Annotated in this window: 12 protein-coding genes; 2 read left to right on the forward strand and 10 right to left on the reverse strand. The window is 58.4% G+C overall.

The features are described 5' to 3' along the window. Positions 1 to 67: 67 nt before the first annotated feature. The 3 genes from Pan181_RS23945 to Pan181_RS23955 form a co-directional block, all read right to left on the reverse strand. Positions 68 to 3,400 carry a type II secretion system protein GspD gene (locus tag Pan181_RS23945; protein ID WP_145251209.1) on the reverse strand — a complete coding sequence of 1,111 codons (3,333 nt, stop codon included), beginning with the start codon at positions 3,398 to 3,400 and terminating at the stop codon, positions 68 to 70. Positions 3,401 to 3,764: 364 nt separating this feature from the next. Next, entirely contained in the window at positions 3,765 to 4,925 is a 1,161-nt protein-coding gene (locus tag Pan181_RS23950; protein WP_145251212.1) for a thiolase family protein, read from the reverse strand. Between the two features lie 79 nt (positions 4,926 to 5,004). Then, entirely contained in the window at positions 5,005 to 7,155 is a 2,151-nt protein-coding gene (locus Pan181_RS23955; RefSeq protein ID WP_145251214.1) for a 3-hydroxyacyl-CoA dehydrogenase NAD-binding domain-containing protein, read from the reverse strand. A gap of 166 nt (positions 7,156 to 7,321) precedes the next feature. On the opposite strand from Pan181_RS23955, the gene Pan181_RS23960 reads away from it, so the two are divergent. Continuing rightward, positions 7,322 to 7,822 (forward strand): DUF4430 domain-containing protein, encoded by a 501-nt coding sequence (locus tag Pan181_RS23960; RefSeq protein ID WP_197528654.1) that lies wholly within the window; start codon positions 7,322 to 7,324, stop codon positions 7,820 to 7,822. 65 nt (positions 7,823 to 7,887) lie between these two features. Then, a complete protein-coding gene (locus Pan181_RS23965) occupies positions 7,888 to 8,469 on the forward strand; it encodes a DUF6580 family putative transport protein (protein WP_145251220.1) in 582 nt (193 codons plus the stop codon). A gap of 171 nt (positions 8,470 to 8,640) precedes the next feature. On the opposite strand, the gene Pan181_RS23970 is transcribed toward Pan181_RS23965, so the two are convergent. The 7 genes from Pan181_RS23970 to Pan181_RS24000 all read right to left on the reverse strand — a co-directional run bounded on the left by Pan181_RS23970 (position 8,641) and on the right by Pan181_RS24000 (position 16,389). Further along, positions 8,641 to 10,023, reverse strand: coding sequence for a hypothetical protein (locus Pan181_RS23970; RefSeq protein ID WP_145251223.1), 1,383 nt, complete (start codon positions 10,021 to 10,023; stop codon positions 8,641 to 8,643). A 336-nt stretch (positions 10,024 to 10,359) separates the two neighbouring features. Continuing rightward, positions 10,360 to 10,716 carry a hypothetical protein gene (locus tag Pan181_RS23975; protein ID WP_145251226.1) on the reverse strand — a complete coding sequence of 119 codons (357 nt, stop codon included), beginning with the start codon at positions 10,714 to 10,716 and terminating at the stop codon, positions 10,360 to 10,362. A gap of 54 nt (positions 10,717 to 10,770) precedes the next feature. Further along, positions 10,771 to 11,691, reverse strand: a complete 921-nt coding sequence (locus Pan181_RS23980; protein WP_145251229.1) for a TRAFAC clade GTPase domain-containing protein — start codon at positions 11,689 to 11,691, stop codon at positions 10,771 to 10,773. 108 nt (positions 11,692 to 11,799) lie between these two features. Next, positions 11,800 to 13,134: a formylglycine-generating enzyme family protein gene (locus tag Pan181_RS23985; RefSeq protein ID WP_145251232.1), complete on the reverse strand. Its 1,335-nt coding sequence runs from the start codon at positions 13,132 to 13,134 to the stop codon at positions 11,800 to 11,802. Between the two features lie 26 nt (positions 13,135 to 13,160). Further along, positions 13,161 to 13,673 (reverse strand): hypothetical protein, encoded by a 513-nt coding sequence (locus tag Pan181_RS23990; RefSeq protein ID WP_145251235.1) that lies wholly within the window; start codon positions 13,671 to 13,673, stop codon positions 13,161 to 13,163. Positions 13,674 to 13,903: 230 nt separating this feature from the next. Then, a complete protein-coding gene (gene carA, locus Pan181_RS23995) occupies positions 13,904 to 15,022 on the reverse strand; it encodes a glutamine-hydrolyzing carbamoyl-phosphate synthase small subunit (RefSeq protein ID WP_145251238.1) in 1,119 nt (372 codons plus the stop codon). A gap of 128 nt (positions 15,023 to 15,150) precedes the next feature. Further along, a complete protein-coding gene (locus Pan181_RS24000; protein WP_145251241.1) occupies positions 15,151 to 16,389 on the reverse strand; it encodes an aminotransferase class I/II-fold pyridoxal phosphate-dependent enzyme in 1,239 nt (412 codons plus the stop codon). Positions 16,390 to 16,549: the final 160 nt, after the last annotated feature.

Raw genomic sequence — 16,549 nt, forward strand, 5'->3', positions numbered from 1 at the left:
CGCCGCCGCCGGGGTCCGAAGACTCCGACGGCGGCGCGAGTTGAATAGCATATTGCTATTGGAGTAGTTAGTTACCAATCGGAGTGCCCATCAACTTGGCTTCTTCCTCTTCCTGAATGATGATTCGTGGAGTCACCATCATCATCAGGCTGTCGGTTTCGCGGCCGATACCGACGTTGCGGAACAAGCGGTTGATGTAAGGCATCTTCGACAAGAGTGGTACACCAAACTCGTTACGGCCTTCGTTCAGTCGCTTGATGCCACCGAGCAGAACCGTACCACCATCTGGCACACTCACCGTTGTAGTTACTGAGATGAACGAGAACTCAGGCAACTGAACCGTCGTGCCACTGCGGACGATGTCTTCCGCATCATTGGCCGAGGTGCTCGTACCGTCGTTGTCGTCGGTCGTGCTGCTCGAGGTGCTGGTAGAAGTCGAACCCTCGAAGGTAAACTCCTGCACATCACCAATCTGGCTGAAGAACGGCACCACCGTCAGGCGGACGTAGCGACGATCTTCCGACACCACCGCTTGGATACTCATCAGAGTACCTTCGCTGAGCACCACAATCACAGGCTGCTGAGCAGCGGCGAACTCGCCAACCACTGGCACCACACTGATCACGAAAGGTCGTTGCGTGGTATCGGCCACGAACGCTTGCTGACCGTTGAACAAGGTCACCTTCGGAGCGTTCAACAAGTTACTACGTTGATCGCCCTGCGAGGCACTAATCAGGAAGTAAGCTTCGATGTCGCTGAGGATCGCAAAGCCGAACGAGGCGACATCCTGCGGACTACCAAACTGTGGCACCGCCAACGCGTAGCTACCTTGCCGCAGCGGAATATCAAGGTCGTTGGTGAAGTTCGGGAACTCACCGTCGATCAAACCAACCACAGCACTGCTGGTTTCGCCTTCGTAGGCTTGACCTGGCTGGAAGGTACCGGGCTCGGGATCCTTGTTCTCGATGTTCATATCGAAGTCGATACCGATCCGTTCGAAGAAGCTATCGCTCAGACGAATGAATCGCACTTCGATCGTGACTTGCAGGTCTTGCAGACGACGCAACTGTTCCAGCAAGTCGGCAATCTGCTCGTGCACATCTTGAGTTTGGCTAATAACCAGGCTCAAGTTAGTTGGGAACGGACGAATCTCCGCTTCCGGTCCACCATTCTCCACCCAAGTGTCGCTGGCGACCGTCGAGATAATCAGGTCGATCAGAGAATCGAAGTCGGCGTTCGCTGCACCACCCATGCCGCCGGGGCCACCACCAATCGGTAGCGTTGTCGGCGAACCAAGTCCCGCACCGCTGGCACCCATACCGGGCTGAGCCAGCGCGGTTGGAGGCACTACCCCATTGGGATCAGGGTTGTTGCCATTCACGAACGACATCGGACCATGGCCGAACGAACCAGCACCGTAGCCCATCGCGGCGTGAGCACTGTTGATCAGCCCCTGCAGACCCATGTTGTTATCGGGCACGAAGTTGGGAATCGGAATCACCAGGTCGGCCACGTCGTAGACGAGGGTATACTGCTCGGTATCCTTCAGCGTTTCGCTGGTGATCTTCAGCACTTCGTCCTTGACAACGTAGCCCAGGTGGAACTGCTCGAGAATCAGGTTCAAGGCACTCTTCAGCGAAATCTCACCGTTAACATTCAGCGATACACGAGTGTCGCTCGACACGCCTTCCTGGTTGAGACCACGAAGATCCAGCACCATGTTCACGCCGGTTGCTTTCGACAGATCGTCGATCACTGCTGCGAGCGGCTCGTTCTGGAATCGCACCATCACCGGCTTACGCAGGCTGGCTTCGATTTCGATTTCCTTCGGGCTACGGTTGCGATTCCGATCGTTGCGTCCGCGTTCCTGAACCAGGTCGCGCCAACGCTGCACGTCGTACACCACTTCGTTATTGTCCGAGGTGGTCGCAATCGACGCACTTTCGACGTCGGAGATCGCTTGCCAGAAGCCGTTTTCTTTTTGCTCAGCAATGCTGTTGTTGATGAACTCGCGGCGAATGAACTTGGCCGTTTGTTGAATCTGCATGACGGTTGGATCTTCAGGAGCCAACTCCGTCAATTGCTGGGCAACCAGTTCCATTTCGTGGTACCGGTGATCGTCGCGAAGCTTATTGAACTCATCCACAAGCTTGCCGATCTTATCTTGCATCTGCAGCTTGAGTTCCATCCGACGATCAATCTCGGCGAGAATCTCGCGATTCCGTTCGTCGAGCTCTAGATCAGCACGATGCTGCTGAATGTACTGCTCGGTTTCGTTGATGCTGATGCTCAAACGATGCTGCAGTACTCGCTTGTCGTTCTCACCAAGTTGGCTCTTGTTGACTACTGCTTGCAGATCTTCAAGGGCCTTCAAGGCTTGCTTGGGGTCGGTTTCGCGAAGCTGCTTGGCATCCAGCTGCACGCGTCCGACATCGGCCGAGAGCTGACGCACCAGCACCTGGCGTTCGCCATCCGCCATGTCCATCTCGCGCGAGTTGGCCGTGGCAACACTGTTGGGAAGCGTTTCGCTTACTGCCGGAGTCGATACGTTCGACATCACAGGCGACAGTTCCAAAGGTTCAGGAGCCGCAGTGAGGATTCGCAGATGACCGTCCAAACGTCCGCGGGCTTGGGTGTCGAGCGTTCCGCGGCTTTCGTTCGCTTTGCGGAACAACGACAAAGCTTGCTCGCGATTGCCGCTCTTCAGAGCTTGCTCACCAGCATCGAGCAGAGCCTGAGCACTGGTAGCTGGAGCTTGGGCGAAACGCATCTCACTGATACCAGGCAGATTATTGGCCTGGGCCTGCACGTCTTCGTTGGTTTGCATCATCCCGACAGGATTCGCGTAGCGATTGTCGTCGCTCGGAGCCGAGATGTCTAAGCCCGAATACGGAGTATTCTGCGGCTGAGTCGCCGGGGTAGCCGTGGCCGGGTAACCGACCGGAGGCAGCTGCACCGGAGCCAAGTCGAGCCCTGGAATCGAATCGGAAGGTTCCTCCCGATAGATACCGTAGGGACTCGTGGCCGACGCCGGGGTGACCGCAGGGTCGACCATCGGGGTCGTTGGTGCCTGAGCAACCGGCGGACCAGGAGTATTGAAGGGATCCTGGTTGTTCGCTTGTGCCTGCATCAGGTCGCGACGCAGCGAACCAGGCGTGTCGCCAAAGTGGAACATTGGGTAGCGAACATCCGCTCCCTCTGCTTGCGTAATCAGTGAGTCGGCCTTCTTAAGGTCGCCCGCACCGATGGCAGCTTTGGCTTGGACCAGTAACTGGTCTACCTGCTCCCTCGACAACGGCGTGTTCGCCGTTGCGGCTGTTGTTGTTGATTGAGCTTGGGCCACACCCGCAAGGCAGGTGGACAAGCCAAGCCCCAAGACTACCAGTACTTTTCTAGACATCCGTGTCGCGTTCAACTCGACTCTCCTTGTTGCGATGGATCACATCGGCAGCATTACCGTCCCCCTAGCGCCATCCGTGGCGTGAAAGACGGTAGTCGATTCCGGCAATTACCGGAAGACGATTTTGTGATTCGGTTATAGGGGTAGCTAGCATCGCAGCGTTCCCGCGCTGTGCACGTTGCCAATGGCAGCCTACAAGCGCTAGCGGTACTAGCTACAACGTTTCGCTGGTAGCGGAAAAGGGTTAAGTGACAAGTTTTTGAAAGACAAGCGGGGGCGTAAATATCCGCTGGCGAAAACTGGGTCAATAGCAGTTATAGAAAATCAGAAAAAGATTTTCCGCCAGTTGGCAAGCCTTTGTCACTTAGCCGACCCGCTCGAAGAGCGTCGCGATGCCCTGCCCTAGCCCAATGCACATGGTCGCGATGCCATACGTCGCATCTCTTCGCTGCATCGCGTGTAGCAACGTGGTCGCGATTCGCGCCCCACTGGCCCCGAGTGGATGACCAATGGCAATGGCCCCGCCATGCACGTTCACTTTTTCCAGTGGAAGCTCAAGCTCGCGAATGCAAGCCAACGATTGAGCCGCAAACGCTTCGTTGAGTTCAAACAAATCAATGTCGTCGAGCGACAGTCCACTGCGGGCGAGCACCTTCTTCACTGCCGGTACGGGTCCAGTACCCATCACCGCTGGTTCCACGCCGGCAACTGCCGTGGCTAATACTTTTGCCATCGGCTTTAGCCCGAGCTCACCAGCGCGTTGCTCACTCATCACCAACAAAGCAGCCGCCCCATCGTTCAGTGGCGAACTATTTCCCGCGGTCACGGTACCCAACCCAGGCATGAAGGCTGGCTTCAACTGCGCAAGGGCTTCGAGGCTGGTATCGTCGCGGACCGACTGATCGCGAATCGCTTGAATGCGATTGCCTTGTTCATCGCGTCCCCAGACTGCAACGATCTCCGCATCGAAAGCACCTTGCTCATACGCAGCGACTGCTTTCGAGTGACTATCGAGCGCGAACGCATCCTGTTCTTCACGAGTAATGCCGCGCGACTGCGCAAGGAACTCAGCCGTAACACCCATCAAGAGTGCCCCTTTGCTGGTGCGATGGAACAACCGAGGGTTGAGATCCACACCAGCATCCATTGGCAAGTGATGCATGTGCTCGGTGCCCGCGACGATCTGCACGTCTTCCGCCTTGGCGATGATCGAATGGCAAGCCTGGTTGAGCGCCTGCAAACTACTACCGCAGAGTCGATTCACGGTTGCGCCGCCGGTCGCCATCGGCAGGTCGGCCATCAGTGCGACCATCCGCCCCATGTTGAGCCCCTGCTCTCCCTGTTGCTTCACGTTGCCGACGATCACGTCTTCGATCGCTGCGGGGTCAATGCCTGTCCGCTCAACAACTGCCTGCACGACCGACGTCGCTAGGTCGTCGCCGCGCACGTAGCGATACAAACCTAGTTCCGCATGCGATCGACCGATCGCTGTGCGACAAGCATCGATAACAACAGGTGTAGGCATGGTGTCGCCAGAGTGGGTTGAAAAACGAAATCAACGGGTCCGTAGCTCAAAGCCGGCAGTGAGTTGGTTACTCGTTTTGCTATTCGTAAAACTTGCTGCCGTCTCGAGCCTTCTGTTCGAGTAACTTTGTTACCTCATAGCGTTTGCCAAGAGTGTGGAAGTGGGCCAATTTTTCGACGATCGCCGCCGCACCAACAGTGTCGGCCCAGAAAAAAAGCCCGCCGCGGAAAGGTGGAAAACCAATGCCGAAGATCAAAGCGAGATCGATGTCGCGAACGTCGGCCGCAATTCCTTCTTCCAAGGCTCGAGTCGCTTCGACCAGCATCGGTAACATCAAGCGATCGACCAGATCGCCTGGTGGTTCGGTATCCGTTGCAAGCGCGGCAACAAACTCGCTGACCACATCGCTTGGCTGTTTCTTCCACCGGCCTTTCTTATCTTTTTGCCAGTCGTAGAAGCCTCGCCCGTTCTTCTGGCCGAGGCGATCGTTCGACACCAGCTTATCGACCATCGGCGTGTCGATCACGCGGTCGCTAAAAGCATCGCGAAGCACCCGCCCCGCGTGCAAACAGACATCCAGACCGATCACGTCGTGCAGTTCGATGGGTCCCATCGGCATGCCAAACTCCTTGGCGGCCGATTCAATCGCTTTGAGCGGCACCTTTTCTGTGAGCAACACCGCGGCTTCGTTCATGTACGGCAGCAATAGCCGATTCACCAGGAATCCTGGCCCATCGTTTACCACCACTGGCGACTTACCAAGCTTCCGCGCAAAGGCAGCCGCACGTTCGATCGTCGCCGGCGAACTCTCACTGCCGCGAATCACCTCCACCAGCGGCATCTTTCGCACCGGATTGAAGAAGTGCAAACCACAGAATCGCTCGGGGTGCGTAAGCCCTTTGGCCAGCAAACTGATCGGGATGGTCGAAGTGTTCGAACACAAGATTGTTTCGTCACCTGCGGCGGCTTCGATCTGCTGCAACAGTTGCTGCTTGATTTCAAGATTCTCGACCACTGCTTCCACCACCAAGTCGCAAGCGGCCAGATCAGTAACGTGCGGAGTCATATCAAGCTCCGGCGTGAGCTCCAGCACTTTATCGGTGCTGGCCGACTTTGTCTCGCGATCGAACGCAGCCTCGCTGAGCACCGCTTTCTCTGCTGCGAGTAAGGCCTCGGCGCGATTGTCTGCTAGACTCACCCGTACTCCTCGGCGGAGACTCACTGCAGCAATGCCTTGCCCCATGGTCCCCGCACCCGCAACTCCCACGCTGTTGGCCGCCAGTTGTTTCTTGTCGCTGCCGATACCATCTTTGTTGAAGTCGGTCAGGAAGAACACATTCAGCAGCCCACGATTTACCGGGGAACCAAACAGCGGGGTGAATCGCTCCGACTCCAATTCGCAAGCCGCGTCGATGTCGAGCAAGGCACCTTCGAGCAATACCTCGAGCGCGACGAGCGGGGCAGGGTAATGGCCTTTGGTCTCTTGCTGAATCACCCCCAAGGCGGTCGCCCCGAGAAAAGCGAGTTCGGCCTCGTTGATCGGAATCTCGCTCGCCCACTTCTCACGATTGGCCAAGTACTCGCCCGATGCCTGATCGGCCATGACAACCCGTACAGCGGCTTCCATTAATTTGCTGGCGACGTCGCCCGAAGCCGACACGATGTCGTCGGCCAGTCCCATGGCAAACGCTTCGGCACCGCTAACATTCTTGCCGCTGGTAACCATCTCGACCGCGTTGGCCAGTCCCACAATTCTCGGCGTGCGGGCGGTGCCTCCCCAGCCGGGGAAGAGTCCCAGCTTGACCTCGGGGAACCCGATTTGCGTCTTCGGGTTGTCGGTCACGACACGACGATCGCACCAAACAGACAGCTCGGTTCCACCGCCGACGCAGATGCCATCGATGGCGACGACTGTTACCATCTTGAGTTTCGACAATCGCTGCAACAACAGCTGACCATGGCGACTGAACTGACGAATCACTTCAGCCGGCTCATCAATCGAGGCGGCAAACTCCTTGAGGTCGGCACCCGCGATAAACCCGGCAGGCTTGCCGCTCACAATCACCAGCCCCATCAAGTCGGTCCGATCGGCCAGCGCATCAAGGTGCCCGGCGATCTCGCCGAGCATGGCCTGCGACAAGATATTCAGGCTGTGATCGGGATGATGCAACGATAGCCGAGCAATGCCAGGTTGCGGGAAGTCGAGCGTCGTAAACCGTGTATCCGCCATAACCGATCGCCAATACGAGTTTCGGGGAACCATCGCACGATCTGCTAAGGGAATTATACGCCGCGTAGCCTTAGAAAACGAACGAACGTCCGGCGAAACATCAAGCATCCCCCGCACACGACGCGGTCGGTTGACCTGTGTGGGCTTGCCGGAACAAACTACCGGCATGAACGACACTCCCCCCAACACCCCCAATGCCGACGCGCCTGCCTCTCAAAGTTGGCGGATCGCCATCGCATTATTTGTGGTTCTCGTGGCTTTGGTGCTGACTCGCTGGTGGATGCCTGATGACTCGACCGTGGTCGATGGCGACCATCCGTCCGACGTCGCGGCCGAGGAAACCGACAATCCGGAGCTTGGGGTCACCTTTGCCGCCACCGGCGTCGAGGGACTCCCTCGCGAGGTGTGCATTGCCGTGGGGGAGGAAAAAATCTCGGTTTTCGCGGCTCTCGAGCAAGTGCAAGCAGTCGAACCGGCCTGGTATTTCACTTATCAAGGCAGCGGGAAGATGACGATGGTTACCGAGATTGCCGGTTTTTCCAACGAAGGAAACACTGGCAGCAACTGGACTTACGAGATTAACGGCGAAATGGCCCCCCGCAGCGTCGGAGAAATGCAAGTCGGGCGCGGCGACCGCGTCTTGTGGAACTTTGGGACATACGAATAATAGAGGATTCGGGCGCTGCCCGGCCGCGAACCTTTTAATCGTCCCCTCGCAACAGGAAATTGAACGTGCGACGTCAACTGCAAATCAACAGCGATCACTTGGTATTTGTGCTCTTGGTAGCGATTGCCGTGGTGGGGCGTTTGGGACGACTCGATTGGAATTTCACTCCGCTAGCGGCTGTCGCGCTGCTGGCCGGATGTTACTTCCGCAATCGATTCGTTGCCGCGCTGGTACCGCTTACCGCGCTGGCCATTACCGATCTCACTCAACCAAGCCATTACAGCGGCTGGGTACTGGCCTCGGTTTGGGGCTGCATGATGGTGCCCGCGATGCTGGGCCCCTGGCTCCGCAAGGCCAGCAGCAAGCTGCAAGTCGCCACGCGTGGTGTCACCAGTGCATTGCTGCCAGCGACGATCTTCTTCCTGGTAACCAACTTGGTGGTGTGGGCAGTTGGCCCCGTTGCTGGTTCGCCCTTCCAGTTTGGTAGCGACCTGGCTGGTTTGGCCACCGTGTACGCGGCTGGTATTCCCTTCTACCTGAAGATGCTGGCCGGCGACCTGTTCTACGTCACCACGCTGTTCGGTGCGTTCGCCATCGCCACTGGCGGGTTTCGTGCTTGGAACGAAACCGCTCAAGGCGCTGGCTAAGTCATTGCTCGCTGAGCCGACAACCGCTTAGCGATGCACGACAAGGCCTACTAAAACAAAGCACCCGGTGAGCCAAGCTCACCGGGTGTTTTTATTTGGACGTAGCGACGACATAGACACTGTCGCTTTCGCCGATTGATTCCGTGTTTCGCGAAACGAAGCACACGTTTGCTAGTTGGCTGGTTCGGCAGCCTCGGCTGCTTCTTCCTCTTGCAATAGCTCAGCTGCTTCCTCTTCGCTTTCAGGAGGAGCATCCACGGCTTCGACGCCAAGCGACGCCGAGGCGGTCGCGATCGTGCTCGACATTTGCTTTACGTCAGTTACCAGATTCAAGAGAATGAGATTCTCTTCCGTCGCGCGGTTGAGAACGGGTTCGATGGCCGTTAGTACTTCGTCTAACAGGCCAGCAAAGCGTTGATCCTTAATCGCCGGCTTTACGGCTTCCACGCCTTTTTTCAGGCCGGTGAGACGCAGCACCAGGCGTCGGCGTTGGTATTCGTCGGGCAGTTCGATTTCTCCGCCGCCACCGAAACCAAATCCTCCACCACGGCCAGATCCCATCCGCATTCCACCCATTCCGCCGAGCATTTCGTCCTCGTACTTAATAGCTCGCTCTTCTTCGTCCGACGCAATGTCGGTGGCCAACTGCAGCAGCGTTTGCACAGTCTCCTGCTCGTTCAGTCCGGTCGCGGAGCCATAAGCATTTTTGTACATGTCCAGTAGCTCAGCAACACGAACGCGTGTATTGAGCCGCGCCTTTTCGTCGCCGATCATTTTGAACATGGCATTGTGCACACGATTGCCGTCGCCCAACACGCCAATGTTAGCGAGCCCGCGAGCGGCAATCACTTTGATCCACTGCGATACACTAGGCGAGAGGTCTTGGGGGAAGCTATCCTTCTCCAGCACCTTCAGCAGTGCGGCCGCGGTTGGTCCGCGATTGGCAGCTGGCAACGCTTCGAGCGACTTGGCGTGCCGCTCCAATCCAACGAGTGCCCCGACGATCAGCGGAGCCGGCGCCCGCGCGGTATCGACACCACCATTCACGTAGTCGGTCAGCAGCTTATTCGCTTCGGGCATCGGCACCGAACCGGTCGTTTGCGTGGCGTACGTTGCGTCGAGTTCTCCGATCAGCAGCATCGCATTGTACTTCACCGCGGGGTGATAGTTGTCACGGATCACCTGACTCATCTCAGTGAAAGTGAGTCGCGTGAGATCCTGCTGCACCGAAGGGGCCGCGGCCCACAGGTAGTTGCGCATGTAGTCGTAACGCAGCTTGCCAAGGTCGGCCAACGACTCGGCATCGAACTGGGTCATCGAGGCTAGATAGACACCACGTATGTAGTTGCCAAACCCTGTGCGGTCGGCTTCGACCCCAGTTGGGTTACGCGCGTATCGTTTCGCGCGGCTGCCCCCGTAGCGTTTGGCCGCTTCGTCGATTGGTTTTGTTTCGTACTGGGCGTGCACCGCTGGTGCCGCGAGGAGCACCGACGCCAGCAGCAGCGTCATGCCTTGAATGCACCCACCTGAAAGTAATCTGCGAACTCGTTCCACGTGCCTATTCTCCTACACTTGCTCTTGCGCGAGAGGGTGTATGATCGATTGCCAAAGGGCGGTGTTATTAAAGTAAACAGTGGCAACGACTTGCGCCCGCTGCCACTAGTTCCAGGCTAACCACCAGGGCGGCGAAAATCAAGAAAACGCCGCCAGAGACAGCCGTAAACGGTCAACTGCCTTCCGAATCTCTAATCGCCGAGTCACCCAACAATTATTGCCTGGAAATCGAGGGGAGATATCTCGATTTTCCAGGCAATAATCGGGGATTCAACGCGACAACGCACGTTGGCGAGGGGTTTTTGAGTTCTGTCATCCTGCGGTAGGAGGCTGGAATCAGACCTGGGGTTGGCCCACCAGGCCGAGCACCTCCAAGGCGGCGAAACCGCGTCCGAGCGAGTTCTCGGGCAATTTCAGGGCCGAATCGAGCACTCGGCGGGCTTGCCGGGTGTATTCGGCCCGCGATTCGGCCACGAACGGGGTGTCGACTTCGCGGTGAACCGTGTGCCATAGGTCGCTCAATCGGTCGAGCGCAGTGGCGTCGCCGTCGAGGGCGGCAAATATGGCGTCGTCCAGCTCTTCGAGCTGTTCCAGCGCAGCACCGCCTATCTCCAACCCATTCGGGGTGGATAGAACGAGCCCATCTTTGGAGGGGGCTCGAGTCAGTCGGTCGGTAAAGCGTGGACGGTTCATCGTTGTGTCATCTCTTAGGGCCTTTCAGTCCCCAACACTTTTACTACGCAAAGCCTAGGCAAGTTGTTCGATCAGCCAACCAAATGGATCGAGAACGCCATGGGGTTCTACCCGCAATGGCACTCGGCACCGGCGGCCGCCGATCAGCTTGTAGCCGGTGGCTCCCGTTACCGAAGCGGCAAACACCTTGGTGTTCGGGAAACGCCGGCGGCAGTCCTGCCACAAGGCACTGGCGTGGTTTTCGGCAAACGTCACGGGGTCTTCGGCACACGCAGGTGTCGCGTCGGCCTTGGTGAGTACGAGTGCCAGCGGCTGCGTTTTGCCGCGATTACACCAGTTGCGTTTTTTCTCCTTGCTCGACTGCTCATCTATTAAAGACAGCATTTTGAGCGAAACGTAATCGTCATCGTGTTCGCCTGCTTGTAACCGCTGGGCGTCGGCCATCACCATGATGGCCGAGCACTTACCCAGCAGGGCACGGATCGCCGGATAGCTACCGGGACGTGCCAACTCTTCGATATAGGCGTCGCCCGCAAAATCGGCAAATACCACATCAGTACGCTTGCGGCGGCGCCCACAATCTACACGACAATGCACCCAGCAGGTGTGTTCGGGGTCGCGGCTCGTTTTGTCGGGGTACCACCCGGCCGACAACGCGGTGGTGGTCGACTGTTGCAACGAGATGGACTGCGGCCCTAGCAGGGTCGCCTTCAGCGACCCGGAATCGCGCATCAGCATGTCCATCAACATGCCGAGGTAAGTAGTCTTGCCAGTGTTGCTAGCTCCCACGCAGCCGATGAGTTGCGCAGGGCGCTTCAGGTCGGCATTGATTCGCGAGATCGACAACGGCGCGGCGCAAATGTGGCAGTGTTCGGCCGACACACGATTCTCGTGATTACAAATGGCACATGCCAACGGGGCAGCCTGACCTGCGAGCAGGTAGGTATCGATCGGTAAGCGAGACAGGGTAGGCATGGCAGGCTGCCGTTTGGTTGGATGGTAAAGGTTTGGTTTTTTAAAAGGGTGGCACAGGGTGTCCTCCGACTGATCGACAGCCGAGAACCACCTGTGCTCCCAGTTCTGCTAGGAGTCGATGGAGGAGTCGGTTGCCGATGGGTCATCCACCGACGAAGCACCGCCATCTCCAAATTCCTGGTCGGCTACTACGTCGAACGACAGCGCCAAGCGGAAGCCGATATTCGAACGTCGAGCCAAGGGGCGTTCGCCACTTCGGAAGTGGCAAGTCGCCTGATTTTCAAAGTAGGTGTTGAACGCTCCTCCATGCAGCACGTTCATCGAGTGACCATCGCCGGTCGCTTGATCGCGACTCGTCGCATCGAGCGACGAACTGGTCCACTCCCAAACGTTGCCGATCAGTTGCACGACACCACCGAGCGACGAGCCGGCTTCGAACGCATCGACCGGTTGCGGGCCGCGAGCGCCGGCCGACCACAGCAAGGCGCGACGAGCCTCGAACGTGTCGCCCCAGGGGTAACGTCGTTGAGTGACTCGTCCCGGCGAAGTCTCTACTGGCCAGGCACCTGCTTTGGTCCACTCGGCATCGGTCGGCAAACGCTTGCCAACCCACCGTGCGTAAGCGGTGGCTTCGTACCAACTGATGCCAACTACAGGCAAACGCTCCCAGCCATCGGGGAATTGTCCACTGGTCCAGCCAGCCGGCGCAGGCACCCCGGTGCGGTCGACAAACTCGAACAAAGCCGGCAAGGCTTCTTCGGGCCAGAGCTGGAATTGCTCGTAGCCACAGTCGTCGACAAAGTACTGGAATTGCTCGTTGGTGACGCAGTAGCGGTCGAGGTAGCAACCTTCGGTGTGCACCAGACCCGGGCAATCGGCCGACACCGGCGAAGTACCCCAGGTAGCCCGTTCGGCGTACTCGCCAACAAGGACTCGCCCTTCGGGAATGACCGACATCTGCTGATCCATTTCCGACAGCACGACGGCCAGTTCTTCGTCCGACAGTTGCGAGGCGGTCTCATGACGGAGCAGTAGCGCGTAGCGCCCTTGATCAATCATGCGATTCACCAGATCGCCGGTGGTCTTCTCTTTGCCACCCGACTTGCGTGCCCGATGCTCCGACACACTCTCGACCGGGGACTCGGAGGGATCTTCCTCGGGGGGCAACCCACCGCCGCGGAGCGAGGTGCGGCGATAGTCGGCGCGTTGCTCCGAAGGCAACAGCGCACCATGGCTGGTGACCAGCCGATGAACGTTGCGCGCAGCCACCACGCCGACCTGCCGCCAGATGGCGCACAAGGCGACACCAGCGATGGCCATGAGGTAGACGTTGCCAAGGATAAACCCACACGCAAACACGAGAAGGGCGGCAGCCGACCACGCATGTTGCGAGAGTCGTTGCCAGTGCGGATAGAGCGATGTTGATAGGGACGTGACTTGCATAGCGTCTGCCGTCTGAAGGGGAGGGACTAGCGTGCCGCGGATCGACGAGCTGCCTGCTGTTCGCGGAGTTTCTGGAATTGCTTAGCTACCGCGCTAACCTTTGGATCGATGGCTTCTGCGACCGCCGCGTTACCACGCCCGGGCGAGGCGCTACACGTGGACTCCATCGGGGGGGAATTGCCCACCGCGTACGGTTCGATGAGTTCATCGAGCTGTCGGCGGAGATCATCGATTTCGGCTCTTGCCTGATCGAGCATCGCAGTGGTAGAGACTTCCACTGCCTGATGACTGGAGAGTTCCGACCGCTGCTCTTCAAGCTCGGCTTGCTGCTGAGCGAGTGCTTCTCGCTGGCGTTCGAGTTCCGCTGTCTCGTCCGCTAGCGTGGCGGCCTGTGCATCGAGTTCTGTATGCCAGAGGGTGAGTTTCTCCTGGTAGGCATCAAGGGTTTCTAGCGATTCGCCCAGCTGCGCAGCATACTCCTGCTGCTCTTCGCTCCAAGCTTCCATCCAAGTTCGAATAATGTCTTCCGGCTGGGACACGATACTCTCGCTATGGCCGCCTCAATTGCGGCGTTAAATGATGAACAAGTGCGAGGCCCCGCGATGTCCAAGCAAGTGCCGCACTTGGCGGAAGACACACGAGCCCACGACAGTGATAAGTTGCTAGCTACGAATGCACCCAAGGCGCACCCGAACTGCAACTGAAAACTAGGTTATGATTTCAGCAGGGGCAAACAGAAGAACTGCAGGAATACCCAACTACTCGATTCTTATGCCTGCATCGCGGCAAAGAACCGTTCAAAAAGATAATGACTGTCGTGCGGGCCGCTCGAGGCTTCGGGGTGGTATTGTACCGAAAATGCCGGTAACTCTCGATGTTGCACCCCTTCGATCGTTTGGTCGTTCAGGCTGCGGTGCGTTACTTCCAGCGAGTCGGGCAGGGTCGACTCGTCCACGGCGAAGCCGTGGTTCTGCGAGGTGATCTCTACCTTGCCGGTGGTCAGGTCGTGCACCGGCTGGTTGGCGCCGCGATGGCCAAACTTCATCTTGAACGTCTTCGCGCCGCAGGCGAGCGACAGCAACTGGTGACCAAGGCAGATGCCGAACACCGGCTTCTTCTCGACCAGGTCGCGAATCGTATGGATCGCGTACTCGATGGGCTCGGGGTCGCCAGGGCCATTCGACAGGAACACCCCATCGGGGCTGAGTTCCAGGATCTGCTCGGCGTTGTAGCTGCCTGGCACCACGGTCACCCGGCATCCACCGTCGACCAGATGGCGGGGAATATTCCACTTCATGCCGAAGTCCATGGCTACCACGTGCGGGCTGTTGCTGGCCGATTTCCGGGCGTCGGGGTTTAGCAACGTCCAGCTGCTCAGCGGCTCGTTCCACTCGTGGGCTTCGCGAGCGGCGACTTCCTGCACCAGATCGCGGCCCACCAGGCCCGGGCTCGCCTTGGCTTTGGCCACCAGGCTGGCGTCGTCGAGGTCGACGGTCGACAGCACGCCCCGCATGGCTCCCTCGGATCGCAGCTTGCGCACTAGCGCCCGCGTGTCTATCGACTCAATCGCGACCACTCCGTGATCCTCCAGGTAGTCGCTCAGCCGCTTCTCGCTACGAAAATTGCTCCGCACCCGGCTATGCTCGCGGACCACAAAGCCCGACAAATGCGGCCGCTGACTCTCCAGATCCTCGGTGTTGCAGCCGTAATTGCCGATCTGCGGGTAGGTCATCGTGACGATCTGCCCACGGTAGCTCGGATCGGTGAGAATCTCCTGGTACCCGGTCATCGAGGTATTGAAACAGACCTCGCCATCCACCTCGCCATCGGCACCAATCGAGGTGCCGGTGTATACGGTTCCGTCTTCGAGCGCAAGTTTAGCAGTCATAGGGCGGGGGGGTGGATCAGAGGGGGGACCTGGGGAGGGAGAGACGAATTAGCACAATCCTACGTAACCAGGGCACTTCGATTCAAGCCGCCCATGGCGAACGCGGAATTCCGCGAATCTCGCTCGGTTTATGGTTTTCCTGCTTCGGTAGTCACTTCGCCTTTGGCGGTCCATTCGTCCTCGGCTTCCTTCAGGCATTGCTTGATGTGCCGCACCGCTTGTTTCAGGCGGTTTTCGTTCTCTACCAGGCTCATTCGCAGGAATCCTTCGCCGGCGGGGCCAAAGCCGCTGCCGGGGCTGACTGCCACGTTGCCCTTCTCCAGCAGCATCATCGCGAAGTCCATGGTGCTCATCCGGCTCCGCCAGGGCTCGGGAATCGGCTGCCAGACAAACATGCCGGCCTTCGGCACGTTCGGCTCCCAGCCCATGCGGGCGAGGCCGTCGCACAGCGTGTCGCGGCGGCCCTGGTAGATGACCGATTGCTCCTCGACCGCGGCGTCGGTATGGCGCAGGGCGACGATCGCGGCAATCTGGATCGCCTGGAACATGCCGTAGTCGTAGTAGCCTTTGATGGTCGCGAGGGCCTGGATCATCTCGCGATTGCCGCAGCAAAAGCCGATTCGCCAGCCAGCCATGTTGTAGCCTTTGCTCATGGTGGTGAACTCGACGCCGACGTCGATCGCCCCCTTCGAGGCCAGGAAACTCGGCGGATGGTAACCGTCGAACGCCACGTCGGCGTAGGCGAAGTCGCTAATGACCATCAGGCCATACTTTTTGGCAAGCTTCACCACCTCGTCGTAGAAGCCCTGCTCCACGACCACACTCGAGGGATTGTGGGGGTAGCAGAGAATCAGCAGCTTCGGCCGTGGGTAGAGCGTTTCGCAGGTATACGCGATATCGCTCAAAAATTTGTCGCTATTGGCCACCGGCAGCGTGATCACGTTGCCCGACGCCAGGGCGACGCCGTATACGTGCACCGGGAAGTACGGCGACGGGACAATCGCCGTGTCGCCAGGGCCCATCATCGCCAGGCACATGTGGCTGAAGCCCTCTTTCGAGCCCAGGCAGACGATCACCTCGTCGGTGGGATCGAGCCGGACGCCGTACTTTTTAAAGTACTTGGCCCCCACCTCGCGGCGTAAGTTCGCAATGCCATTCGACTTACTGTAGCGATGGTTACGGGGATCGCGGGCCGCCTCGGCGAGCTTGTCGATCACCATCTCTTGCGGCGGGTCGCTGGGATTCCCCATGCCGAGCTCGATGACATCGTCGCCGGCCGTGCGCTTGTCGTAGATCATTTTATTGATCCGGCCAAACAGATAGGGCGGCAAACGAGTAACACGTTGGGCAACTTGAATATGCGACATCGAACGAAGGGGAAAAATTCGGTAGGGAAATAGGTAAAAGTAGGAATTGCCGGTCGCACCCCAATACGGGGGACGCGGCGGCCATGTATTCTAGACTTATTTAACCAAAAGGCTATCGCGGCCAACTCGCCCGCGGAAAATAGCCCTGACTGTTACATCG

Origin of the sequence: Aeoliella mucimassa, from assembly GCF_007748035.1 — a bacterium.
Classification (GTDB): Bacteria; Planctomycetota; Planctomycetia; order Pirellulales; family Lacipirellulaceae; genus Aeoliella; species Aeoliella mucimassa.